We start from the raw sequence: 24,163 nt of genomic DNA, 5'->3' as shown, positions 1-24,163 counted from the left end.
TTTTTCTTATACTTTTGGTTCTTTCATAACCATATTGTTCAATACCACCGTTTTTAAGTAATGCGAAACGCCGTTTTCATCACAAGTAAATTCAGTAACTTCATTTACCTTTTCTTTAATGTGATCTGGGGCATTTTTCATTGCTACCGCATGGTTAACATATTCAAACATTTTCAAATCATTATCGCTGTCTCCGATAGCCAATGTCTCACAACCTGTTAAGCCGAATCGCTCTAACATTTCTTGGATGCCTGATGCTTTATTGATTTCGGCTACCATGACTTCTGCGTTATGCGGAGACGAAGGTGTCATCGAAAAGTTCATCTCTTTTTGTAAGTCTTTTAGTTCAGCTTTCCACGCCTCAATTTCATCGCGTGTTCTTGCGAAAAAATAAAATTTCGAAAAATGATCTCCTGTTATTTCTGATGTCCACTCAATATCTTCTTCTATGGCTTTCTGACGCGAAATCCATTCGTTAATCTGGACGGAATCAGGCTTTGGATCACGAATTGCCGCTTCGACAAATGATTTATCTTGCTCTAATACGACTCGCTGGCTGCCATGTGGGAACAGCTCATAATAGATTTTTCGTTCGCGTGCTTTCTCAATAATCGTTTTCACCAATTCTAGCGATAACGCATGCTCAAACACGATTTCATCGCCAATATAGCCTGCCATGCCGTTTGCGGTAATAACGCCATCTACTGCAAAACCTTCTGGCAACATTTCTGCTAGTTCGTCCGCTGATCTACCTGTCGCGATAAAAACAAAAGTTCCGTGATCCCGGAGTTGATCTATCACTTGCTTTGTTTCAGGACTTACTTCGTTATAATGATTTAAGATTGTTCCATCCATATCTAAAAAGATGGCTTTCGGGTTACTAGTCACTCAATTACCTCCTGTTGTTCTATGCGCTTGATACCTCTCAGTATACGCCGTGCTATTTCTAAACTCAATGAAAGCACAACTCCTTGTCGGTAAAAGGATTTGAACTACTGCAGAAAGGTAGAAAATGTTAGAATACTAGAAAGAGAAATTTTCAGATTTTATTTGATGTGGTAAAAAATTTGTTTAACTAAGCTAGCAATGGCAGATGGAGGTTAAAATGAAACAGGTCTTGACCATTCAAAAAGTATTAAATAATAATGTCGTGATTGCTCATAACGATGTTTATAAAGAAGTTGTATTAATCGGCAATGGTCTTGGTTTTAACCGAAAAAAAGGAGATTCTGTTCCTTTTGATCAAGCCGATAAAACATTTTTGCTTAAAGATGAGAAAGAAATGGAACAGTATGTAAATCTACTTCCATATATTGAAGAAAAACTCATCGCGTTTATCCAAGAATTGCTTCTTTTTATCGAAGAAAAAATGGGTAAAGAACTCAATGAACATATCCACGTTGCATTAACCGACCATATTGCCTTTGCTATTAACCGTGCAAAAAAGGATATCCAATTCTCCAACCCTTTTTTATTTGAAATAGAATCCCTGTATCCAAAAGAATATCTTGTTGCTAAAGATGTTGTTCAAAAAATAGAAGAGCGGACAGGCGTCTTTTTTCCAGAAGGTGAGGTTGGCTTTATCGCTCTTCATATTCATAGTGCAGTAACAGACAAGTCGTTACGTGATATTAAGCGCTATCATTCATTACTGTCCCAACTGGTAGAGATTATCGAAAACAACTTGGATATTCAACTGGATAAAAACAACATCGATTATCACCGCTTAATCCAATATCTTCACCGGGCAATTGACCGCGCCGATAAAGGCACTATTATTAGCGAAGAAAATAAATTGGCTGCTATGTTGAAAAGTGAATATCCTGTGTGCTATAATCTTGCTTGGAAGCTCATAAAAGTAATGCAAAACCAATTGAATAAGCCCGTAGATGAATCAGAAGTCATGTATTTGACGATTCACTTGCAGCGCTTGACACATAAATTCTGACCATACGTGTTACTGATTCGATCAGGCATGAGTATGAAAAGACGAAAGTTAACCAACAGGACAATACTGTCCTTTTATTGACTTTTCCCTTTTCTGCTCATGCCTTTTATTATGGATTCAATTGTTTTTTCATATACAACCCATAGAGGAGGAAATTACATGTCATTTAACTTATTTGGTACATTGCAAAAAGTTGGTAAAGCTTTAATGTTACCGGTTGCACTCTTACCAGCTGCTGGTATCTTACTAGCTTTCGGTACAAGCTTTGCACAAGAATCATTTTTGGAAGCGGTTCCTTTTATGGGAGCTAACTGGATTCAGCAATTATTATACGTAATGGCAGAAGCAGGCGGAATCGTCTTTGCTAACCTTCCTTTACTATTTGCTGTTGGTGTCGCAATCGGCCTTGCCGGTGGTGATGGTGTAGCAGGGCTTGCAGCCATCATTGGTTACTTGATCATGAACGTCACCATGAAAGCGTTTGGCGGAATCACGCTAGAAATGACGACTGATCCAGCTTATGCTAACGTACTCGGAATTCCTACATTACAAACAGGTGTATTTGGCGGGATTATCGTCGGTATTTTAGCTGCCTTCCTGTACAACAAATTCTTTAACATTCAGTTGCCTCAGTTTTTAGGATTTTTTGCAGGAAAACGTTTTGTCCCAATTATTACTGCGTTTTCAGCTGTTTTTCTTGGTATCGTAATGTTCATGGTTTGGCCTTTTGCTCAAGGCGGATTGAACGCACTTTCTCACTTTATGCTAGAAACAAACCGTACGCTAGCGGCTTTTGTTTTTGGAACCGTTGAACGCTCATTAATTCCATTTGGTTTGCATCATATTTTCTACTCACCATTTTGGTTTGAATTTGGTCAATATACAACAGTTGCCGGCGATATTGTTCGAGGCGACCAACGTATCTTCTTTGCTCAACTGCAGGACGGTGTAGACTTTACGGCTGGTACATTTATGACGGGTAAATTCCCATTCATGATGTTTGGTCTTCCAGCTGCAGCACTTGCGATTTACCACACGGCTCGTCCTGAGAACAAGAAAGTTGTCGGCGGCATCATGGCTTCTGGTGCTTTGACTTCATTCCTAACAGGGATTACAGAACCACTTGAATTTACTTTCTTATTCGTAGCACCTGTATTATTCGGTGTTCATGCGATTTTTGCAGGACTATCATTTATGACGATGCATTTACTTAACGTTAAAATTGGGATGACATTCTCTGGGGGACTCATTGACTTCTTACTATTTGGTGTTATGCCCGGCAGAACAGAATGGTTCTGGGTAATTGTCGTTGGGCTTGTGTTCTCCGTCATTTATTACTTTGGTTTCCGTTTCGCGATTCAAAAATTCAATTTACTGACACCTGGACGCGAAATCGCTGAAGAAGGCGATGAAGAGACAGAAGAAATTGGCGACTTGCCGTATGAAATTCTTGCCGCTATGGGCGGACAAGAAAATATTACGCATCTTGATGCTTGTATCACACGTTTACGTGTCAGTGTTAATGACAAAGGCAATGTAGATAAAAAACGTTTGAAAAAACTAGGTGCTTCAGGTGTTATGGAAGTTGGTAATAACATTCAGGCTATTTTTGGACCTGTATCGGATAGTTTGCGCGGTCAAATGCAAGACATCATTAATGGGAAATCACCTCGTCCAGCTGCAAAAACGGCAGCTCCAACTAAAGATTCAGTTGTTTCAGCAACGCCACTGGAGTTTAACAGCCCGATAACAGGGGACATCTTACCGATTTCAGAAGTCCCGGATCAAGTATTTTCCGGAAAAATGGTTGGCGATGGTTTTGCGATCAAACCAACTGAAGGAAAAGTTTTTTCTCCAGTAAACGGGAAAGTCGTTACAGTATTCCCGACAAAGCATGCAATTGGGATTGCAGCTGATAATGGCACAGAAATTCTAATCCATATCGGGATTGATACGGTAAACTTGAAAGGCGAAGGCTTTACTTCACATATCGAACAAGGCGATTTAGTTGAACAAGGACAACTCTTAATGGAAATGGACTTGGACTATATCGCTGAACACGCAGCATCAATTATTACGCCTGTTGTCTTCACTAATCTTGAAGAAGGACAATCAATTAAACTTAAAAAATCTGGTGCAGTAAAAGCTAAGGATTCGGATGTTATGGAAATTATTAACGGAGAATCTGTCGTTTAAACCAGAAATATTTATTAAAAGCCCGGTTGTATTTGGATTCTCCAAATGCGACCGGGTTTTCTTCATTTCATCTGACCCCTAAGTTTTATTGGAAATTGACGCTTTTAACTAGTCCAACCCTCTGCTAATCTTATCTGAAAAAGAAAAGATAGGATGGTTACTAACTATGCAAAAAACATCTAGCTATTCACCAGCAGCTAATTCTCGTACCTTTGATTTGATCTTAAGTTCGATGGCCATTGCACTTGTCTTCGTTGCCACGTTACTTTTGAATATTCGTTTACCGATTGCTGCCAATGGCGGACTGGTTCACCTCGGTACAGCTATGCTTTTCATCATCGCGATTCTTTTTGGTCCTAAAAAAGGATTGATCGCAGGCGCTATCGGCATGGGCTTGTTTGATTTAGTTTCTGGTTGGACTTTATGGGCACCCATCACCATCATCGCGCGCGGTCTTCAAGGGTACTTGGTCGGGAAAATCGCTTGGTCGGGTAACCGAACTGGTAACAGCACGTCTTTCAATATTTTAGCTGCTGTTGTTTCAATGCCACTAATGATTGCTATCTACTATATAGGCGAAGCTATCATTTTCAGCAGCTGGGTTATTCCAGCCGCTTCAATTCCAGGAAACATCGTTCAAAACGTAGTGGGATTAATCATTGCAATTCCTGTTGCGATTGCTTTAAAGAAAACACCTTATTTCAAATAAACTAGTTTTCCATAACAAAACCCCGTTCACCTTTTATAGGCGAACGGGGTTTTTAAAATGCATTTACACTAGCTTATTTTGTGATTGTGTTCTTTTCGTCCAACTGCAATGCTTTTGCAGTTGATGCATGGATTTCTTGAAGAAGCTCAGGGTTCTCAGACAATGATACGCCGTAAGACGGAATCATTTCTTTGATTTTTGGTTCCCATTCGCCTACTTGTTCTGGGAAACATCTTTGGAAAATTTCAAGCATCGCATGAACTGCCGTAGATGCACCAGGTGAAGCTCCTAATAATGCTGCAATAGAACCGTCAGCAGACGTTACAATTTCTGTACCAAACTGAAGTGTTCCTTTTCCTTTATCTGTATCTTTAATCACTTGTACACGTTGCCCGGCAACGACTACTTCCCAATCTTCTAGTTTCGCAGTTGGGATAAATTCACGTAACTCTTCTACGCGTTTTTCGTTCGATAACAATACTTGTTGAACAAGGTATTTGGTTAATGACATTTCTTTTGCTCCTGCAGCAAGCATCGTGAAGACATTGTTCGGTTTTACAGAGCCGATCAAGTCCATATTCGATCCTGTTTTCAGGAATTTTGGAGAGAATCCAGCAAACGGTCCGAACAACAATGATTTTTTGTTGTCGATAAAGCGTGTGTCTAAATGAGGTACGGACATTGGCGGAGCGCCAACTTTTGCTTTACCGTATACTTTTGCATGGTGTTGTTCCACAATTTCAGGGTCGTTGCAAACTAAGAACAAACCACTAACCGGGAATCCACCAATTTGTTTCGATTCAGGAATACCTGTTTTTTGTAACAATGGCAAGCTTCCGCCACCGCCGCCGATAAAGACGAAATCTGCACTATGGTATTCAATTTTGTTGTTATCTAAGTCCTGCACTTTTACTTCCCATGTGCTGTCACTATTACGTGTAATATCTTTAACTGTATGGTTGTAGTTCATTTCTACTTGCTGTTCGCCCAAGTACTCAAACAACATTTCTGTTAACGCGCCAAAGTTGACGTCAGTCCCTGTATCGATTTTCGTAGCTGCGATTGCTTCAGTTGACGTACGACCCTCCATAATCAGAGGCATCCATTCTTTTAACTTTTCTGTTTCCGTTGAGAATTCCATCCCTTTAAATAAAGGACTTTTCGTCAAAGCTTCAAAACGATTTTTTAAAAAGCGAACATTGTCTTCGCCTTGAACCATGCTCATATGAGGAATTGACATGATAAAGTCTTTTGGATTTTCAATGCGTTTATTGTTTACAAGGAACGACCAAAATTGTCTAGAAAGTTGGAATTGTTCGTTGATGCTGCTCGCTTTTTTAATATCAATTGAGCCATCTTCTTGTTCAGGTGTATAGTTCAGTTCGCAAAGTGCCGCGTGACCTGTACCTGCGTTATTCCATTCGTTTGAACTTTCAGCGCCTGCTTTTTCAAGTTTTTCAAACACTTTAATATTCCAATCAGGGGCTAGCTCTTTAAGCATCGCTCCCAAAGTTGCACTCATAACTCCAGCGCCGATTAAGATGATATTTTTATTTTTCTGTTGGTTGTCCATTAAAACCTTCCTTATCCCGTATATTTGCAAATAGGTGCAGCTTGCTCCTGATCAAATAATACAAAAAGCCAGGTTCAACCATAAAACACACCTTTTCTGCTTCAATTATATAATTATATCATATTTTCTGATTGTACCTATCTGCTTTTGCCTGTCCATTATACCTCACTTCATGCGTCTGCAAAAGCCAGACCTTCTTTTCTAATTGTTAAACGACAAAAAAGGCAAACACGCATTTTTAACGTGTTTGCCCTTTTTATTTTGTTTATTATTTACTGACTTGTAGTTAAGCTTTCAACGCATGGTAGCGGCTTACAACTTCTTTTGTAATGTCACTGTCTTCAGACAACCCACTAATAGTTGTTAAAACAGCCGCGGGTCCTTTGTCTTGAATTATTTTCTGAATTTCCATCGCTTCTTCATCTTCTGGAAAATCAAACAATAACGCCGCTGCAATCGCGTTTGCTAAGTGAGTATAAGACAATCCTGCTTTTTGTGCTTGTGTAGCAGGGCGAATCAATCGGTCTTCAGGTCCTAACTTCCGAATAGGCGCTCGCCCTACTCGTGTAACTCCATCGTTTAAGTATGCATTTTTAAAGCGTTCAATATTTTTATCGATATAAGCCAAATGCGCTTGTTCATCAAGTCCATACTCTTTTACTAAGTAAGCACCGGTCTCTTTGAGCGTTTCTCTGACTTGAGTAACAATCTTCTCATCCGCTAATGTTTCGTCGATTGTCTCTTTTCCTGCTAAATAGCCCAAATAAGCAATTACTGCATGTCCTGTGTTCACCGTAAACAACTTCCGTTCAATAAATGGAGCGAGGTCTTCTACCAAAGTCATCCCTGTTACTGGTGGAATCTTTTCTGTCGTTTCTACTACCCATTCAAAATACGGTTCTACTAATACATCTAAAGAACTTTGGTCTTGAATAGGTACAATGCGATCAACTGCTGAATTGAAGAAATATACTTTCCCTTCAAGTTTTGCTTTTACGTCTTCATCCAAGCTATCTAAAATATGTTGTTTTAAAATATCCGTTGCACCAATTTGGTTTTCACAAGCGATGATATACAACTTCTCATCTGTTGCCGAAACACGTTCCGTTAATCCTTGCGCAATTAACGGAGCGATTCTTGGTAAAATATTTGGCCCAATAGCCGTTGTTAAATAAGTCGCTTGTTGAATCACTTCAATAACATCTTCGGCATGTGTCATATTATTAATACCCGACACATTCTCAATTTTGATTTGCTCTTCCTGTGATTGAGCTAATTTTACGTGATAGCTTTTTTCTTCGTTTAATTTATTGATCACTTGTTCTGCAACGTCCACAAACGTTACATGATAGTCTGATTTAGAAAATAAAGCCCCTATAAATCCTCTACCAATATTCCCTGCTCCAAAATGAACGGCTTGTTTCACTGTCATCATTCCTTTATCAAATTATTTTGTAGATATTCCCAAAAAATCTCTTCTAACTTCTGTCGAATGGCTTTTTCATTGGAAGAAGTAAAAATCATCATTGATTGATCGCTTTCAATCAAGCTCGTGCTAATTAAACTCAATATTTCTTGCTGTCGTTCAGTCATTACCGTTGGCGCTAGCATTAACAGCAAATTTTTCATTTGCATGTCTTTGCCATCCATTCCTTTTACGATAAGCGGATGATCGATATGAATAACTTGGAATAATAGCTCTTGTATCGAGTCATCACGGCCGTGGAAAAGAGCCATTGTCGTATTCGGAATCCCAAGTCCGCCTTTTTCCTCTCGCTCTCTAAGTTCGCGCATTGCAGAAGCTACATTTGTTACAATGTCTTCTTTTCGAGCAGAGTTTAAGACTTCCTGTAAAATCTCCCAATGATCCGCAGCATACTGCTTTCGAAAAACTTTAAAATTGTTCAATAGTACATCCATACTATGTTGCACTTGTTTTATTTCCTGTAGCAACTGCTGAACATTTGGTCGATTTTTCGATATTATTGCTTCGCTCGTTTTTCCGGGATGTAAATAATTCATTTTGCTCGTAATTTTCTTCACATTATTTTGCAAGTAACTTTCAATATAGCCGATATCTCGCTCGTTTAATAAAGGACTTACTCTAATATAATCTACTTCTGTAACCGGTAGCCGAATCGTCGAGATAACTAAGTCATAATTTTTAAAGTCCGCTGCTTGAAAATCATTAATTGAAAGAATTTCTATGGAATTGATTTCGGGAAGTTCTTTTTGAATGCGGCTTGCCAGCATTTTTGAAGTACCAATGCCCGTTGGACAAATAACAACGGCACCAATTTGTACTTTTTCCTCCCTAATCAATAAAGCAGAACCAAAATGAAGAACAATAAAAGCAGTCTCGTCAGCTGAGAAATACAACTCTTCAAATTCATTTTCTACCCCTTGTTTAACCGCCATAAATAGGACTGGGTATTTGCGTTTGATTTCATCAGTTAATGGATTAAAAGATTCGATATTTTGGTTTAAACGGAAAACCAATGGTTCCATATGCGCTAGCAGTCCTTGATACAATGAGAAGTCATCAATAAGATCAACATCTAACTGTGACGATACGTTACGAATTAGGTTTTTCACTTTTCTTCCTAGCAAGACGCTATCATAGTAAGAGCCTTTAGCTTCTTGAACTTTAGACCCTTTTAAAATAATCGACAAAAAATGCATATCAGCTTTTGTTAACGGTACAAGAAGTTGCTCACTTAATTCATTGCATATACTTTCGATCAACTGATACTCGCTAGTAGAACTCTTCTCTACTAATTCTATAGTTCTCAGTAGAAACCCTTTTTCTGTTCGTTGAAGTGTCATACAACTATAAATAACTAGACCCACATAGTCACTATCGGCTAACTTTGTGTGGCCCCGGTTGATTGTTTGGTTGACTAACCGATCGACTACTGCCAAGTACCGCGGAAAAAAATACCCAAGAATGTTGTCTTTCTGACTTTTCCCTTGTTGGAGATGGTACAAACTTTCAATCATTTCTTCATAAAAATAAGCCAACATATAACTGCCTAGTGCATAACGCATATTGGCTTCCTCACCGTTAACTTCGATCCCAACACCTTTTGTTCGAGATACGGTAATGGAAAACTTATGTAGCCAGTCAGATAAGTCATCTAAATGAGTGGTTAATGCAGCATTACTAATTCCTAATTGACTTGCAAGCACTTGTTTTTTAAAAAACGGCCCTTCGTGCAATAAAATAATAAGCAGTTTTAACTTCCGTTCCTCAGGCGTTTCATCTGCTGGACTAACTGTTATCAAATTTTGTATGAGACGATAAATTTGATCGTTAGGCCCCGTAATTATAAGCCCTTCATCTGCGGTCCGTTCGATTTTCAGTTCAAATTCTACTAACGTTTTTTCTATCGATTTTAAATCTCGCTGAATAGTCCGAGCGCTGACATCTAAATACGAAGATAAGGAATGAACGGTATGTTTTCCAGAGGTTCTAACGATCGATTCAATAATAGATTTTTCTCTAAACGTGATAAACATCTTTTCCCCTCATTTCGTTTTTAACTGTCGATTTCGGACTTAAAAATGTAGATAGAACAAAAAGGCAGGAAATCCCGCCTTTCCATTCTTATTATTTAATTGCTGTTAATGATGTCGATTATTTCTTTCGCTGACTCTGCTTCTACTAAGCGATCCACGTTGGTTTGATCAGCACAAATCACTGCAATTCCAGAAAGAATTTCTAAATGTGTTCCATCTTTTCCAGCAATCCCGAAAATCATTTTTGCAGTCTCTCCATCAAAGTCTACTCCATTTGGCACTTGAATAACAGTAAAGCCTGACTTGATGACAGATTTTTTTGCTTCTTCTGTACCGTGAGGAATTGCGACGTTATTGCCCATATACGTTGTCGTGATTTCTTCACGCTTCAACATTTCATCCACATACGATTCTTCAACATAACCAGCTTTAACTAATGCTAATCCTGCAAAGATGATTGCTTCTTCTTTTGTCCGAAAGCTTTGTCCGATAAAGACGTTTTCTTCGCGTAACAATTGCTCATCTTCCGGGTTTTGCGGAGCGTTAGTTTCACTTTCTTCAACTAACACACTATGCTCTTCTATTTCACCGCTTTTTAAACGTTCAATCAACTGATCATATTCTGGACTTGATAGGAAATTATCAACTGAAATATGATAAGCATCTGGTATTTTGTTTTCAGCACGCGGTGTCAGTTTTTCTTGTGTAATAACAATCTCGGAATCTGAAGGGAGAGTGCTGATTGCCGTATTCGATACCGATACATTCAGTCCCGCTTCTTTTACTTTTTTGCGTAATAGAGAAGCTCCCATCGCACTTGAGCCCATTCCTGCATCACAAGCAAAGACGATTTTTTGTGCGCCTGCTGGGAAAGCTCCATTAGTAGTTGGGTTAAGTGAAGGTATTTCCCGGGAAATAGAACTTTTCTTGCCTTTCATTTGTTCCATTTTCTTTGTTGCTTCTTCCATGTCTTCATCTGTTTGTTTACTCGCTTTTAAAATGACTGCTGAAATAGCAAATGAAACTGCCGTAGCAACAAAGACTGCTGTAAAGTTGGCTAAGTATGCCATTCCTTCAGGTGGTGTAACAGCTGCGATTGCTAGAATACTACCTGGTGACGCTGGAGCAACCAATCCGCCCCCCATTAATACAAGTGTAAATACGCCACTCATTCCACCAGCTACAACAGCTAATAACAACATTGGTTTCATTAATACGTAAGGGAAATAAATTTCATGAATTCCACCAAGGAAGTGGATAATTGCCGCACCTGGTGCAGATTGCTTGGCAATTCCTTTTCCAAATAACATAAACCCAAGTAACACACCAAGACCAGGTCCTGGGTTGGCTTCTAGTAAAAACAAGAGTGATTTACCGGTTTGTTGAACTTGCTCTAGCCCAATAGGTGTTAACACACCGTGATTGATCGCATTATTCAAGAACAAGATTTTTGCCGGTTCGATTAAAATACTCGTTAGCGGTAGTAATCCCGCTTCTAATAACCAGTCTACACCCGCAACAAGAACACCTGTAAACGAACTTACAGCCGGTCCGATTCCGATAAATGCAAGAAGTGCTAATATCCCACCTAAAATACCTGCTGAGAAATTATTCACTAGCATTTCAAAACCTGTTTTAATTTTTCCTTCTATCAATTGGTCAAACTTCTTAATAGCATATGCACCAAGCGGCCCCATAATCATGGCACCTAAGAACATTGGCGTATCAGGAGCTCCGATAATAACCCCCATTGTTGCAATCGTACCAACTACAGCGCCTCGTTGTTCGTAAATCAACCGGCCTCCTGTATATCCAATAAGAAGTGGCAACATGTAAATAACCATCGGGCCTACTAATTTGCTAAATTCCTCATTTGGGAAAAACCCTGTTGGAATAAATAGGGCAGTGATTAACCCCCATGCAATAAACGCACCAATGTTAGGTAAAACCATCGAACTTAAAAAGTTACCGAATTTCTGTACCCGTACTTTCATGTGATCCTCTCCTTCGAAACTGAATTTTTTTCTAAAATTGTGTGTCATGATGTACTACTATCATAGACTGTGAATGGAAGCGCATTCAACAACTAGGAAAGTCAACTTTGTCGGGCTTGTCACGACATGATTGTCGTTTATCGAAATAACCGAACAGCTATTACGATTATGATTCTTACTTTTGTTACTGAGTATATTAAGATCCCTTTTATCAATTACAAGTCTTTATATGAGAAAACACGGCACTTTTAAATATTAATAATATTCTGAAATTATTATTCCGTTTTAGTTATTTTCTTTTAATTTCTACTATAGAATCTTTTGAATTTAATCGTACATGCTGTGTTCACTCTTTATTCAAAGGAATTCCAGAAGATGGCATAAAGACAATGGGTTCTCTTTGACAAAATGTCAATTTCATATAACAATGAGAATAGCATTAGAATAATTATAATCAAATAACGATAATCAATTGATTACCATATTTACATCGTTATTCATAATTGTTCTAAAAACATTAGGAGGTCATTATTTATGTCATTAATCGGGAAAGAAATTCAACCATTTAACGCTTCTGCATACCAAGCTGGAAGCGGAGATTTTATCGAACTAACAGAAGAAAACTTAAAAGGTCAATGGAGTGTCGTATGCTTTTACCCAGCAGATTTTACATTCGTTTGCCCAACTGAGCTAGAAGATCTTCAAAACCAATATGCAACGCTGAAAAGCCTAGGAGTCGAAGTATACTCTGTTTCTACAGATACTCACTTCACGCATAAAGCTTGGCACGACCATTCAGAGGCAATTGGCAAAATCGAATATACAATGATTGGCGACCCGTCACAACGTATTTCTCGTGGCTTTGATGTACTTGATGAAGAAGCTGGTTTGGCACAACGCGGAACATTTATCTTAGACCCAGAAGGTATTGTTCAAGCTGCAGAAATTAACGCAGACGGCATTGGCCGTGACGCAAGTACGCTTGTCGGAAAAATCAAAGCAGCACAATACGTGCGCAACAACCCAGGCGAAGTTTGCCCTGCAAAATGGGAAGAAGGCAGCGAAACACTTAAGCCAAGTCTTGATCTTGTAGGTAAAATTTAAGGAGTGCAGGACATGATATTAGATACAGCAATAAAAGCTCAATTAGAACAGTATCTACAATTGCTTGAAAACGATGTGTTGTTAAAAGTCAGCGCAGGCACTGATAAAGTTTCTCGCGACATGACCGCATTGGTAGAAGAAATATCTGCAATGTCTTCTCGCATTGCTGTAGAGTCTACAGAGCTTGAAAGAACGCCAAGCTTTAGCGTTAACCGTCCGGGACAAGACACCGGTGTTGTATTTGCTGGCATTCCTTTGGGGCATGAGTTTACGTCCCTTGTTCTTGCGTTATTGCAAGTGAGCGGACGTGCGCCCAAAGTTGAGCAGAACGTAATCGATCAAATTCAAAGCATCCAAGGCTCGTACCATTTCGACTCTTATATTAGTTTGAGCTGCCAAAACTGTCCTGAAGTGGTTCAAGGACTCAACTTAATGAGTATTCTCAACCCAAATATCACACATACAATGATTGATGGCGCGGTATACAAAGCAGAAGTTGAAAGCAAAGACATTCTGGCGGTACCGACTGTATTTTTAAACGGGGAATCGTTTGGTAGCGGACGCATGACACTTGAAGAACTGTTAGCTAAACTTGGCAGCGCGCCCGATGCATCCGAATTTGCAAACAAAGAACCATTTGACGTACTTGTTGTCGGTGGCGGACCGGCTGGAGCTAGCGCTGCAATTTACGCAGCGCGCAAAGGCATACGCACTGGCATTGTAGCGGAACGCTTTGGCGGTCAAGTCATGGACACGTTGAGCATCGAAAACTTTATTAGTGTGAAAAAGACAGATGGTCCGAAATTTGCGGCCAGTCTTGAAGAGCATGTGAAGGAATACGATATTGATGTTATGAACTTGCAACGCGCTAAAAAGTTGGAGAAAAAAGAACTTTTCGAGCTTGAACTTGAAAACGGTGCTGTCTTAAAAGGCAAAACGATCATTCTTTCAACAGGTGCGCGCTGGCGCAACATTGGCGTGCCAGGTGAAGAAGAGTTTAAGAACAAAGGTGTCGCTTACTGTCCACATTGTGATGGTCCATTGTTTGCGGACAAAGACGTAGCGGTTATCGGCGGCGGGAACTCCGGCGTCGAAGCAGCCATTGATTTGGCAGGTATCGTAAATCACGTGACTGTTCTGGAGTACAACGCAGAACTTAAAGCCGATTCTGTTTTACAAGATCGACTACGTAGCCTACCCAATGCAACAATCATCACAAATGCGCGAACACAGGAAATTACCGGCACAGAAAAAGTAAACGGTATTTCTTATCTCGACCTTCAAACCGGAAACGTTAATCATATCGAATTAGCTGGTGTCTTTGTGCAAATCGGCCTTGTTCCGAACACAGACTGGCTAGGTGATTTGGTAGAACGCACACAGCATGGCGAAATCGTCATTGACCAACGTGGCGCTACCAACGTTTCTGGGGTGTTTGGTGCGGGAGACTGCACCAATATTCCTTACAAACAAATCATCATTTCAATGGGATCTGGTGCGACTGCCTCACTGAGTGCTTTTGACCACCTTATTAGAAGTGAAGTTCCTGTTTTAGCTTAATAACAAAACTAAGGACGGTAGACAACTCGAGCCATTCGAGTTGTCTACCGTCCTTTTTTAATTTAGTTATTGTGTTAATCCCCGCTTATTTCAATATCATTTTCACTCGCATACTGTTTTGTCCACTCGCATAAGTCATGTATCAACGGAATCAAACTCTCTCCGTAAGCTGTCATCGAATACTCAACCGTAACCGGAACTGTTGGATACACTTTTCTAGATATAATCTGACTGCTTTCTAACTCTTTGAGTTGCTCAGTAAGCACTTTCTGACTAATGTTCGGGATGCTTTTTTTAAGCTCTCCAAACCGTTTACTGTCCTTGATCAAATACCAGAGAATCATCAGTTTCCATTTCCCGCCGATCAAATCGATTGTCAGTCCTAAAGAACAAACATAGTTGTTTTTAACTGCCATTGTATGTCTCCTTTTTCTCTTTCGTAGTCACTTTTTCGTAACTATACCACTAAAAAGTGCCGTATTGTACTCCGCAGAACTACTCTGTATGATGAAACATATCATGACGATAAAAACAGACAGGAGCGATAAACATGGCATATCCAAGAGCATTTTCACACATCGGTTTATCCGTTACAGATTTAGATAAAGCTGTCACTTTTTATAAAGAAGTGATGGGTTGGTACGTTATTATGGAACCATCTGAGGTAAAAGAAGAAAATGATACGCCTATCGGTCAAATGTGTATCGACGTTTTCGGCGCGGGTTGGGGAACTTTCCGAATTGCGCACATGTCGACATCTGACGGCACAGGTATTGAAATCTTCGAGTTTCCGAACAGCGAAAAACCTGAAAACAACTTTGAATATTGGAAATCAGGCGTCTTCCATTTTTGTGTCCAAGATCCAGACGTAGAAGGATTGGTTAACAAAATAGTAGAACACGGTGGCAAGCAACGAATGCCAATTCGAGAATATTATCCAAACGAAAAACCTTATAGAATGTGCTACGTAGAAGATCCATTTGGTATTATCTTCGAAGTCTATAGCCATAGTTATGAAATTACGTACTCTTCAGGAGCTTATTAACAAACTAAGAACCGTATCCTCCAAAGGGATACGGTTCTTTTTAGGTTTTTGAGTGCTTTAAGGTTTAATTTCTTTTCTTATAATAGCCTCATTGGGTAAAGAGCGAGATGCTATTTTGCTCTATTCACCCACGTTTTTTTGACGTTGCGTTAAAACGGTTTCCATATATTCTTCTCCCCACTCGCGCATCAACAGGACGATAGGCTTTAAGGACTGTCCAAAATCAGTGAGAGAATACTCTACTTTTGGCGGAATAACAGGATACACTTCACGGTGAATGATCCCGTCTGCTTCTAGTTCTCTCAGTTGTAGCGTTAACATTCTTTGTGTAATGCCACTATTTAACCTTTTTAATTCATTAAATCTTTTTTTGTCCTCTAACAGATGGAAAAGGATTACACCTTTCCATTTGCCTCCGATAACATCTAAAGTCCCTGCTACAGGACACGAATATTGATTTAAAAAAGGATTAATCGTATTTTCTTGTACTTTCCCCGTACTCATTTTCAACACTCCTTTTGTATCAATCGCATTTTATCTATTTCAAGTGTGGCTATTTCATTAGTAGCGGTAGTTACTATAACACATAGACTTTCTAAAACGTTAACGGTATACAAAATGATACTATAGCACAAAATTGTGCGTACTTATACTCAAATATGTTATATGCTATTATCAACTTATCAAAGGAACGCGGTATGTGTTTTCTGTTTACAGAAACTGCAACTACGGCTAGTTCTACTACTATAAGAAAAGGAAGTGTATTGAAAATGACTAAAATGAAAGCTGTTGGATTATATAATCATTTACCAATCGATAACCAGGAGAGTTTAGTAGACTTAGAAATAGAAAAGCCCCACCCAACAAAACGAGATCTCTTGGTACGTGTTGAAGCTATAGGTATGAATCCAGTTGACTCCAAAGTACGTGAGTCGAACGGAGAAAAGTTATCAGAACCCAAAATACTTGGATGGGATGTTGCGGGTATTGTAGAAGAGGTTGGTCCTGAATGTACGCTCTTTCAGCCAGGAGATAAAGTTTATTACGCAGGAGACATTACTCGTCAAGGAGGCAACAGTGAGTTCCATCTCGTTGATGAAAGAATTGTTGGCAAAAAGCCAGAGTCTTTGAGTTTTGCCGAAGCTGCAGCACTCCCCCTCACGACAATTACGGCTTATGAAAGCTTATTTGATCGCCTTGCTATCAGTTCAGATTCTGATACAAACAAAGGGAAAACCATTTTGATTATTGGAGCTGCAGGTGGTGTTGGCTCTATTGCCACTCAATTGGCTAAAAAGGTTGGCATGACTGTAATTGGAACGACTTCTCGCCCTGAAACAAAAGAATGGGTGCTAAGTCTTGGTGCCGATGCTACCATCAACCACTATGAACCTTTTACTGCACAATTACAGGAATTAGGTTTTAATAGCGTCGACTACATTCTTTGTCTCAATGCTACACAAAAACATTGGGCAAATATGGCTGAAGCGATTGCTCCTCAAGGGAAAATTTGTTCAATTGTAGAATCAGACGAGCCTCTTGATTTAACTTTACTAAAAAACAAAAGTGTAAGTTTTGTTTGGGAATTTATGTTTACGCGCTCTATGTTCCAGACAGAAGACATGATTAAACAACATCATTTATTAAATGAAGTAGCCGATTCAATCGATCAAAACGAACTAAAGACTACCTTGAACAAACGATTGACTCCTATAAATGCTGAAAATGTCAAAGAAGCTCATCGATTGCTCGAGTCCGGTGCTGCTATTGGAAAAATTGTAGTCGAGAAATTCAACTAAATAATAAGCCTCATCACGAGCTGTTAACTTTAAACCCCCGTCTCTGCCAAAGCAGCGAGGGGGGTTTTTATCCTTCTATGGCGTGAATATCCTACTGTTTCAGGTAGTAATAAAACTTGGACAAATCCGATTTCTGCCTGTACGTTTTGCTGTATACAAACAGTCATCCGCAACATCCACAATTTGCACAGTGTCGCTCACCGTTTCTGGATAAGTTGCCACCCCAATAGAAACCGTTATATGAATTTCTTCTTTCAGTGATATTTCAAACTTATGCTGTTCTACCGCTATTCTTATACGCTCTGCTATTTCTATGGCGTATTGATGTGGGCAGTCGGGTAACATGACGGAGAATTCCTCTCCCCCATTTCTAGAAACCACATCAAATGAGCGAGTACTATTTTTTAGAACTTTCCCTAACTCAACCAAAATCTTATCACCAATTGGATGACCATACGTATCGTTTACATGCTTAAAATGATCAATATCAATCATCAATAAGGATAGTCTTTCATTTTTCTCTGCAGCATTACTAATGAGCGTATTCCAAATGCTATCGAATTGACGTACATTGTTCAAACCCGTAAGAAAGTCAGTAGTAGAATCTTTTTCATATTTCATCAATAAATATTGTGTTTTCCGTATGTATCCGACGAATACAATGGAAGTTAGTCCACCTATTGTCGAAACCATCCAATACGAAAAGATTAAGCTTTTTAAAACCGTAACGTCTTTCACTAAATATGAAATAATCACACTAAATACAATATTTGATAAAATAATCATGAAAAAGCTTTGTTTGTATGCATTCTTTTTAAAATCAGCACTTTTACATAATTTATGAATGACAATAAAGCCTAAAATTAAAACAGTCATTAAAACCATGGCCGCAATCGCAGACGTTGTAAAACCAAACATAAATCTAGTTAAAATAATTAAAAGTGCACTAATAACAGCTTGAGGTACTCCGATAAAAATAATTAGCAACATAACAGGTAAAAAACGCAGATCAACCATAGTTTCAGTTGTTACTTGAATGGAAAAAAACATCAAAACATAGCCCAACAAGCCCCCAGCGAAACCATCTATTAACATTGAGATGATACGATTTTTCCGCTCTAATTTAAGTTTCATTCTAATCTGTAAGTAGATAAAAATTAGTGAAACCATAATACAAAGATTCACAAATAAATCAGTTAATATCGTCGACAAAAATAATCCTCCCTAATCTCCCAAACTGCAACATTTCATCTTAAATTTCTTTGTATTAATCATTTTTTAAGACTCTTGTTTATTAGATAAAAAAGCCGTGTAATGCTCCTAGTAACGTAAAGATAATTAAATGATCCCCAATCGCAATCGCACAGTTTTTTGCACTAACAAGTCCAAACAACGTATTTTTTAAATACACGATTGAAATCAGAAAGCCTACAATACTCCCCACAGCAACACCGCTTAGCCAACTAGTAGATCCCGTCGCTTGAACAAGAACGCCAATAAAGATTGAACTTATAAATGCTACGATTCCCGCAACCACATATTTTAAAGGACCTGTGTTTTGATTTTTCTTTCCGACTAGGACGGTGTAGTAAATCCCCCCATAAATCATATACAAAATTCCACCAGCCAAAATTGCCCAATAATTTAACGAGCTCACGTCTACTAGCATATTCTTACCTCTTTTCACTGGAATTTGTAGTCGTAATAAATAAGTAAATGTTAAGTATTTTATATAATTTAACATGTGCGTATCTATCACTATACTCTATTACGTTAATTTTTTACATATGCTACATTTTAGTGGAATTTATTGATAAACTCCTATTGTACTAAAATCTTTAACAAAAATTTTGTTATTTGAACTTACATGATATCTTTGTAACTTTCCTCATTGACTAGGTCAATAAAAGGCCTTTTTAATACTACTTACTTCGTGTTAACAGCGCGAAAATGTTATTATGAATAGTATATGAATACATTTATTATTATAACGACTGAAGGAGGTTTACGATGACCCAGAATGTCTTAACTCGAAACAACGTGAAAATTACAGGTTCCGGAAAACAAGCCATGTTATTTGCGCCTGGATTTGGCTGCGACCAAACTGTTTGGAGTTTAATCTCCAAATCATTTGAAAAAGATTATCAAGTTATTTTATTTGATTATGTAGGACTCGGACTTTCAGATGTTAAGGCATATGATTCTGATAAATACAGTAAACTTTCAGGGTACGTACAAGATGTATTGGACGTGTGTTCCGCTTTAAATTTAAAAGACGTTATATTAGTTGGCCATTCCGTGGGAGCCACGATTGGGATGCTTGCTTCATTACGTGAGCCAGTATATTTTTCTCAACTTATTATGATTGGCCCCTCTGCTTGTTACTTAAATGATCCGCCTGGATATATTGGTGGTTTTGAAAAAGAGGACTTGCTTGGATTAATGGACTTAATGGCTAAAAATTATATAGGTTGGGCAACTGTTTTTTCTGCAACCGCTTTAAATAACCCAGATCTGCCGGATATAGAAAAAGATATTGAAGATCGTTTTTGCTCAACCGACCCGGTTATTGCTCGCAACTTTGCTGAAGCTTGCTTTTTTGCCGATAATCGACAAGATTTATCAAAAGTAACGATTCCTGCATTGATTTTGCAATGTGCTAATGATGTAATTGCACCAGAATCTGCCGGCGAATATATAAACAAATCTTTACCTGCTAGCACCATTAAATACATGAACGCGACAGGTCACTTCCCGCATATGAGTCATCCCGAAGAAACTGCACAATTAATACGCGAATATCTTTTAGAAACCTCTGTTTCTGTGGAAAAAGAGGATGTAGGTGGTCTTACGTAATGGACGAACAATTAAACCAAGCACCGTGTGGATTTCTTACACTTACAAAAGATGGTGTCATCTTATCTGTAAATGAGACATTGCTTCGCGTGCTTGATTACACTTCAGATGAACTAGTTGGTCAACACATTAATTCTATTCTTACCAAATCAACGCGTATTTTTTTTCACCTATATTTTATGCAACTTGTAACAGTTCAACATCGAGTAGAAGAAATGTACCTCTCATTAAACACTAAAAATGAAGAGGAGACCCCCGTTCTTATTAATGCAGTCTTAAATGAACAAGAAAACCAACAGGTGATTGCATGTATTATTGTTCCGATTCGAAAACGAAATGAATTTGAAAATCAATTGCTTATTGCTAAAAAAGTAGCCGAAGATGCCTTTAAAGAAAAGGAAAAGGCACATCTTCAATTAGAAATTGCTCTTCGAGATCTTGAAGCCAATCAAAAAGAGCTTCTAGAAATCAATAAACAAAACCAAAAGTATAATTTAGACACTTACCGGGAACTACAACTTGCCAAAAAAATACAAGAGCGTTCATTAACTAAACCAATTTGTAACGACAGCATTCACATAGAATCGTATTACAAAGCCTCAAGTGGACTGTCTGGTGATATTTATGGTTTCTATAAAATTAATGATCACCAATACGGTATTATCTTACTAGATGTAATGGGCCATGGTATTTCTTCTGCACTTATAACAATGTCGCTACAATCCTTATTTCAGCGACTTATTTCAACAGGCGTTTCAGCGAACATGGTCATGAAAGAGCTAGATAATCATTTACACACCTTATTCCCTAGCAATGAAAGTGTGTGGCATTATTGTACGGCTATTTATTTGTTTATCGATACGGCGAACCACACAATTGAGTATGTTAATGCCGGACATCCGCCATTAATCTACCAAGACCCAGAAGGGGAGCAACTCGAGTTGTATGCAAGCTCTCCTCCTCTTGGAACTTTTGAAAACATTCACTATAAGACTAAGACCTTTTCATATAAAAAAGGCTCTCGAATCTTCTTATATACAGATGGTGTCTCCGAATCTCTCGAACCTGAACCTATAAATTCTCTCTTATTAAAGCATTCTGCACTTTCTTTAACGCAATTTAAAGAAACGATTTTGCAAGCACTTAAAGACCAAAAAGACACTAATTTAAAAAAAGACGACCAATGCTTTATACTGGTCGACTTAAAATAAAAAACGCTTGAAATACAAGCGTTTCAGGCTGTAGACACCCTTGAATCTTTTCGAGTGTCTACAGTCTTTTTTGTATTGAATATGATTGCTTTCAAGCTTGTTTATTCTCATCACGCAATTGGAAAAAACAATTACTGCGGATCATTTCAGTGGCATGTTCTTTAGAAACAGCTGCACTATAATAATAGCCTTGAATTTGATCGACTTTATACGTTTCCAGCAACACTTTTTGTTCCTCTGTTTCAACGCCCTCTGCAACGAGTTTGCAACCCAAACCGTGTCCCATTGTAATGATTGCTTGTGTGATGCTCTTCATTTCTTTTTTATCAACAATATCTTTAATAAAAGAACGATCGATTTTGATGGTATCGATTGGAAAACGCTTTAAATAACTTAAAGAGGAATATCCTGTTCCAAAATCATCAATTGAAATTTTAATGCCTAGCTTTTTTAAACTTTCAATCGCCTTTAATACGTATTCTTCGTTATTAATGAGCAGACTTTCAGTTAACTCTAATTCTAACCATTGGCCTTCTAAACCCGTCTCTTTTAAAACTTCAGTAACTGTTTGGACAAGACTTCCATAATGAAATTGATAGGCCGAAATATTGATAGCCATCACTACAGGCGGAAGTCCTTCATCTTGCCATTTTTTATTTTGAATACAAGCTTCGCGCAATACCCATTTGCCAATGGGGTTGATCAACCCCGTTTCTTCTGCGAGCGGGATAAACTCACTCGGTGAGATTGTCCCCATCTCGGGATGAAACCAGCGAATCAATGCCTCCATTCCTCCAACTTCTTCATTAGGCATTGTTAGTTTCGGTTGATAATATACTTGAAATTCTTCTAGCTCCAATGCTTTTCGTATATTATTTTCCAATTGCAACCTTCTTATTGGTTGATGATTAAATTCATTTTGATAAAAAACATAGTTTGACTTTCCTGACTCTTTTGCTTTATACATGGCTATATCTGCATTTTTTATCAATAGTTCACTATTGCTTCCATCTACCGGATACATGCTTATCCCAATACTAGTACTAATATAATACTCATTGTTTTTTAATAAGAATGGTTTTAAAATGGTTTCATTTATTTCTCTTGCCATGTCGTGCACTGCTTTTTTACTTTTGATATCACTAAACAGGACTGTAAATTCATCTCCCCCAAACCGTGAGACAATCGCGGTGTCCGTTATACAGTTTTTTAATCGACCGGCGACTTCTTTAAGCAAGGAATCGCCAGTCGAATGCCCCATTGTATCGTTGATTATTTTAAACCGATCCAAATCAATAAATAACACAGCAAAGGCTTTGTTGTTTTTTTCATTCTTGATGGAGTCGATTAGTTTATCGACTTGCTTTTGAAATAAGACACGATTTGGCAATTCGGTTAACGCATCGTAATGAGCTTGTTTTGTAAGGTCTTTTTGATACCCATTAATTTCATTAAATATTTTATTAATAATGCCCCATGCCCCTAAAATAAATAAGAACAAAATAAGAAACGTGACGTACATCAATACATTGGAAAATGATAAAAAGGCATTACGGGGAACTGGTTTAATCAATCCTACTACCCAATTCATATCATCACTAAATTTCACATTTTCATAAGCTACAAAATAGTCTTTTCCGTCCTTTTGAATTACATGAGTCCCATTTGTCGTGTTTTTAATTTGGTCCCATAGCTCTGAGTTTCCAGTCAGTTCATTTACTTGTGGAAGCATTACCGCTCCTTGGAACTCTGCAAATTCTTCTTCAGAAAGATCATTTGCTTTCACGACTGTCGCGGCAATAGAATCTCTTTTTTCTTCATCACTACTAGCGATTAAATCACCCGTATTATTCACTACAAAAGCCTCAAAGTCGTTGTTTTCACTATCTATTAATTCATTTGATAAATACGATAAGTTAACTTCATAATGGATAAGTCCTACTTTCTTCCCTTTAGAAGGCCCATCTTCTTGTATGACAACAGGGGTTACGTTTCCAAAAACCCAACGCCTACTATCTGCTGACACATAAGGCATAGATTGATACACTTCTCCGCGATTTACCGCCATCGCTGCTTGGTAAAATGGTTGCGCTTTTTCAGAAGGCGAAAGATCATGACTATGAGCAACTACTTCATCGACTCGAACGACTTCTGCTCCGTTATGTGTGTCATCTAGAAAGCATGCTTCATCCGTTTCAGGAATTTGTTCTTTAACATATTGGAATGCTTTTACTTGCTGTTCTTTCCAATACTCTTTCCGTTCTGGCTCGGTATAGTACTTTTCCCACGCCGGATTGTTAGCTAATAATAATACCGTTTGGCGCATTTTTGCTAGCTCTTTATCAACCGCATTCGCCACTTGATTGTTTTCGGTTTCTAGTTCTGCCAAGGACAGCTCTTCAAATTTTTTCTCATTAATAAAATACAAAATTAATACAGGTATGATGCATATGACGACAGATAAGAGCATTAATCTACGTTTTGATGCCTTTTCATTAAACATAATGAAATCTACCTTTCTTAGCTGCGTCATGATTACATGAAAATTTTTCGCATTTATACATTTTCTAACTAATAAGTTAAAAGAAAAATACACTTCTTTTTAAAAAAAGTTATTTATACCTAATAGATTATACTATATACGTAGTC

19 protein-coding genes are annotated in these 24,163 nt (G+C 38.2%); 9 read left to right on the top strand and 10 right to left on the bottom strand.

Translation table 11 applies throughout. From position 1 onward, the window contains the following. Window positions 1–6: 6 nt before the first annotated feature. Entirely contained in the window at window positions 7–888 is an 882-nt protein-coding gene (locus GPDM_RS00395; RefSeq protein WP_008427813.1) for a Cof-type HAD-IIB family hydrolase, read from the bottom strand. A 217-nt stretch (window positions 889–1,105) separates the two neighbouring features. Here GPDM_RS00395 and glcT point away from each other — a divergent pair, with 217 nt between their 5' ends. The 3 genes from glcT to GPDM_RS00380 all read left to right on the top strand — a co-directional run bounded on the left by glcT (window position 1,106) and on the right by GPDM_RS00380 (window position 4,853). Further along, window positions 1,106–1,948, top strand: a complete 843-nt coding sequence (gene glcT / locus GPDM_RS00390) for a glucose PTS transporter transcription antiterminator GlcT (RefSeq protein ID WP_008427811.1) — start codon at window positions 1,106–1,108, stop codon at window positions 1,946–1,948. Between the two features lie 159 nt (window positions 1,949–2,107). Further along, the gene (gene ptsG / locus GPDM_RS00385) at window positions 2,108–4,144 is read left to right on the top strand and encodes a glucose-specific PTS transporter subunit IIBC (protein WP_008427808.1); all 2,037 of its coding nucleotides are present in this window, start codon (window positions 2,108–2,110) and stop codon (window positions 4,142–4,144) included. A 166-nt stretch (window positions 4,145–4,310) separates the two neighbouring features. Continuing rightward, entirely contained in the window at window positions 4,311–4,853 is a 543-nt protein-coding gene (locus GPDM_RS00380; protein WP_008427806.1) for an ECF transporter S component, read from the top strand. A gap of 73 nt (window positions 4,854–4,926) precedes the next feature. Here GPDM_RS00380 and GPDM_RS00375 read toward each other — a convergent pair whose 3' ends face one another. The 4 genes from GPDM_RS00375 to GPDM_RS00360 form a co-directional block, all read right to left on the bottom strand. Next, window positions 4,927–6,426, bottom strand: a complete 1,500-nt coding sequence (locus GPDM_RS00375; RefSeq protein ID WP_008427804.1) for a malate:quinone oxidoreductase — start codon at window positions 6,424–6,426, stop codon at window positions 4,927–4,929. Between the two features lie 286 nt (window positions 6,427–6,712). Next, complete coding sequence (locus GPDM_RS00370) at window positions 6,713–7,852, bottom strand: mannitol-1-phosphate 5-dehydrogenase (protein WP_039862668.1); 1,140 nt, start codon at window positions 7,850–7,852, stop codon at window positions 6,713–6,715. Between the two features lie 5 nt (window positions 7,853–7,857). Then, the gene (locus GPDM_RS00365) at window positions 7,858–9,945 is read right to left on the bottom strand and encodes a BglG family transcription antiterminator (protein WP_008427800.1); all 2,088 of its coding nucleotides are present in this window, start codon (window positions 9,943–9,945) and stop codon (window positions 7,858–7,860) included. Between the two features lie 95 nt (window positions 9,946–10,040). Further along, window positions 10,041–11,939: a PTS mannitol transporter subunit IICBA gene (locus GPDM_RS00360; protein ID WP_008427798.1), complete on the bottom strand. Its 1,899-nt coding sequence runs from the start codon at window positions 11,937–11,939 to the stop codon at window positions 10,041–10,043. Window positions 11,940–12,473: 534 nt separating this feature from the next. Here GPDM_RS00360 and ahpC point away from each other — a divergent pair. Both ahpC and ahpF read left to right on the top strand, forming a co-directional pair. After that, the gene (ahpC, locus tag GPDM_RS00355; RefSeq protein ID WP_008427795.1) at window positions 12,474–13,043 is read left to right on the top strand and encodes an alkyl hydroperoxide reductase subunit C; all 570 of its coding nucleotides are present in this window, start codon (window positions 12,474–12,476) and stop codon (window positions 13,041–13,043) included. Window positions 13,044–13,055: 12 nt separating this feature from the next. Continuing rightward, window positions 13,056–14,603, top strand: a complete 1,548-nt coding sequence (gene ahpF / locus GPDM_RS00350) for an alkyl hydroperoxide reductase subunit F (protein WP_008427793.1) — start codon at window positions 13,056–13,058, stop codon at window positions 14,601–14,603. Window positions 14,604–14,677: 74 nt separating this feature from the next. Here the strand turns inward: ahpF and GPDM_RS00345 are convergent, their stop codons facing one another. Then, window positions 14,678–15,019 (bottom strand): winged helix-turn-helix transcriptional regulator, encoded by a 342-nt coding sequence (locus GPDM_RS00345; RefSeq protein ID WP_008427791.1) that lies wholly within the window; start codon window positions 15,017–15,019, stop codon window positions 14,678–14,680. Window positions 15,020–15,153: 134 nt separating this feature from the next. Here GPDM_RS00345 and GPDM_RS00340 point away from each other — a divergent pair, with 134 nt between their 5' ends. Beyond that, window positions 15,154–15,648, top strand: coding sequence for a lactoylglutathione lyase family protein (locus GPDM_RS00340; RefSeq protein WP_008427789.1), 495 nt, complete (start codon window positions 15,154–15,156; stop codon window positions 15,646–15,648). Window positions 15,649–15,768: 120 nt separating this feature from the next. Here the strand turns inward: GPDM_RS00340 and GPDM_RS00335 are convergent, their stop codons facing one another. Beyond that, window positions 15,769–16,152 (bottom strand): winged helix-turn-helix transcriptional regulator, encoded by a 384-nt coding sequence (locus tag GPDM_RS00335; RefSeq protein WP_008427786.1) that lies wholly within the window; start codon window positions 16,150–16,152, stop codon window positions 15,769–15,771. 266 nt (window positions 16,153–16,418) lie between these two features. Between GPDM_RS00335 and GPDM_RS00330 the strand changes: the two genes are divergently transcribed. Continuing rightward, a complete protein-coding gene (locus GPDM_RS00330; RefSeq protein ID WP_008427785.1) occupies window positions 16,419–17,447 on the top strand; it encodes a zinc-binding alcohol dehydrogenase family protein in 1,029 nt (342 codons plus the stop codon). Between the two features lie 99 nt (window positions 17,448–17,546). On the opposite strand, the gene GPDM_RS00325 is transcribed toward GPDM_RS00330, so the two are convergent. Continuing rightward, complete coding sequence (locus GPDM_RS00325; RefSeq protein ID WP_008427782.1) at window positions 17,547–18,659, bottom strand: diguanylate cyclase; 1,113 nt, start codon at window positions 18,657–18,659, stop codon at window positions 17,547–17,549. An 82-nt stretch (window positions 18,660–18,741) separates the two neighbouring features. After that, entirely contained in the window at window positions 18,742–19,116 is a 375-nt protein-coding gene (locus GPDM_RS00320; RefSeq protein ID WP_008427780.1) for a DUF1761 domain-containing protein, read from the bottom strand. 341 nt (window positions 19,117–19,457) lie between these two features. Between GPDM_RS00320 and GPDM_RS00315 the strand changes: the two genes are divergently transcribed. Both GPDM_RS00315 and GPDM_RS00310 read left to right on the top strand, forming a co-directional pair. Beyond that, window positions 19,458–20,303 (top strand): alpha/beta fold hydrolase, encoded by an 846-nt coding sequence (locus GPDM_RS00315; protein ID WP_008427778.1) that lies wholly within the window; start codon window positions 19,458–19,460, stop codon window positions 20,301–20,303. Further along, a complete protein-coding gene (locus GPDM_RS00310) occupies window positions 20,303–21,514 on the top strand; it encodes a PP2C family protein-serine/threonine phosphatase (protein ID WP_008427776.1) in 1,212 nt (403 codons plus the stop codon). Before GPDM_RS00315 ends, GPDM_RS00310 begins: the two co-directional genes overlap by 1 nt. A gap of 91 nt (window positions 21,515–21,605) precedes the next feature. On the opposite strand, the gene GPDM_RS16265 is transcribed toward GPDM_RS00310, so the two are convergent. After that, entirely contained in the window at window positions 21,606–24,017 is a 2,412-nt protein-coding gene (locus tag GPDM_RS16265) for a bifunctional diguanylate cyclase/phosphodiesterase (protein WP_008427775.1), read from the bottom strand. Window positions 24,018–24,163 lie beyond the last annotated feature (146 nt).

The sequence above is a fragment of the Planococcus donghaensis MPA1U2 genome (assembly GCF_000189395.1).
GTDB classification, from domain to species: Bacteria; Bacillota; Bacilli; order Bacillales_A; family Planococcaceae; genus Planococcus; species Planococcus donghaensis_B.
The sequence above is the reverse complement of the archived record's forward strand: the minus strand, read 5'-3'. Positions and strand labels throughout refer to the sequence as shown.

What these genes read in the sequence shown, in the direction of transcription:
- glcT (WP_008427811.1), top strand. Translation starts at nt 1,106, where the DNA reads ATGAAACAGGTCTTGACCATTCAAAAAGTATTAAATAATAATGTCGTG.
- ptsG (WP_008427808.1), top strand. Translation starts at nt 2,108, where the DNA reads ATGTCATTTAACTTATTTGGTACATTGCAAAAAGTTGGTAAAGCTTTA.
- GPDM_RS00380 (WP_008427806.1), top strand. Translation starts at nt 4,311, where the DNA reads ATGCAAAAAACATCTAGCTATTCACCAGCAGCTAATTCTCGTACCTTT.
- GPDM_RS00375 (WP_008427804.1), bottom strand. Translation starts at nt 6,426, where the DNA reads ATGGACAACCAACAGAAAAATAAAAATATCATCTTAATCGGCGCTGGA.
- GPDM_RS00365 (WP_008427800.1), bottom strand. Translation starts at nt 9,945, where the DNA reads ATGTTTATCACGTTTAGAGAAAAATCTATTATTGAATCGATCGTTAGA.
- GPDM_RS00360 (WP_008427798.1), bottom strand. Translation starts at nt 11,939, where the DNA reads ATGAAAGTACGGGTACAGAAATTCGGTAACTTTTTAAGTTCGATGGTT.
- ahpC (WP_008427795.1), top strand. Translation starts at nt 12,474, where the DNA reads ATGTCATTAATCGGGAAAGAAATTCAACCATTTAACGCTTCTGCATAC.
- ahpF (WP_008427793.1), top strand. Translation starts at nt 13,056, where the DNA reads ATGATATTAGATACAGCAATAAAAGCTCAATTAGAACAGTATCTACAA.
- GPDM_RS00345 (WP_008427791.1), bottom strand. Translation starts at nt 15,019, where the DNA reads ATGGCAGTTAAAAACAACTATGTTTGTTCTTTAGGACTGACAATCGAT.
- GPDM_RS00340 (WP_008427789.1), top strand. Translation starts at nt 15,154, where the DNA reads ATGGCATATCCAAGAGCATTTTCACACATCGGTTTATCCGTTACAGAT.
- GPDM_RS00335 (WP_008427786.1), bottom strand. Translation starts at nt 16,152, where the DNA reads ATGAGTACGGGGAAAGTACAAGAAAATACGATTAATCCTTTTTTAAAT.
- GPDM_RS00330 (WP_008427785.1), top strand. Translation starts at nt 16,419, where the DNA reads ATGACTAAAATGAAAGCTGTTGGATTATATAATCATTTACCAATCGAT.
- GPDM_RS00320 (WP_008427780.1), bottom strand. Translation starts at nt 19,116, where the DNA reads ATGCTAGTAGACGTGAGCTCGTTAAATTATTGGGCAATTTTGGCTGGT.
- GPDM_RS00315 (WP_008427778.1), top strand. Translation starts at nt 19,458, where the DNA reads ATGACCCAGAATGTCTTAACTCGAAACAACGTGAAAATTACAGGTTCC.
- GPDM_RS00310 (WP_008427776.1), top strand. Translation starts at nt 20,303, where the DNA reads ATGGACGAACAATTAAACCAAGCACCGTGTGGATTTCTTACACTTACA.
- GPDM_RS16265 (WP_008427775.1), bottom strand. Translation starts at nt 24,017, where the DNA reads ATGTTTAATGAAAAGGCATCAAAACGTAGATTAATGCTCTTATCTGTC.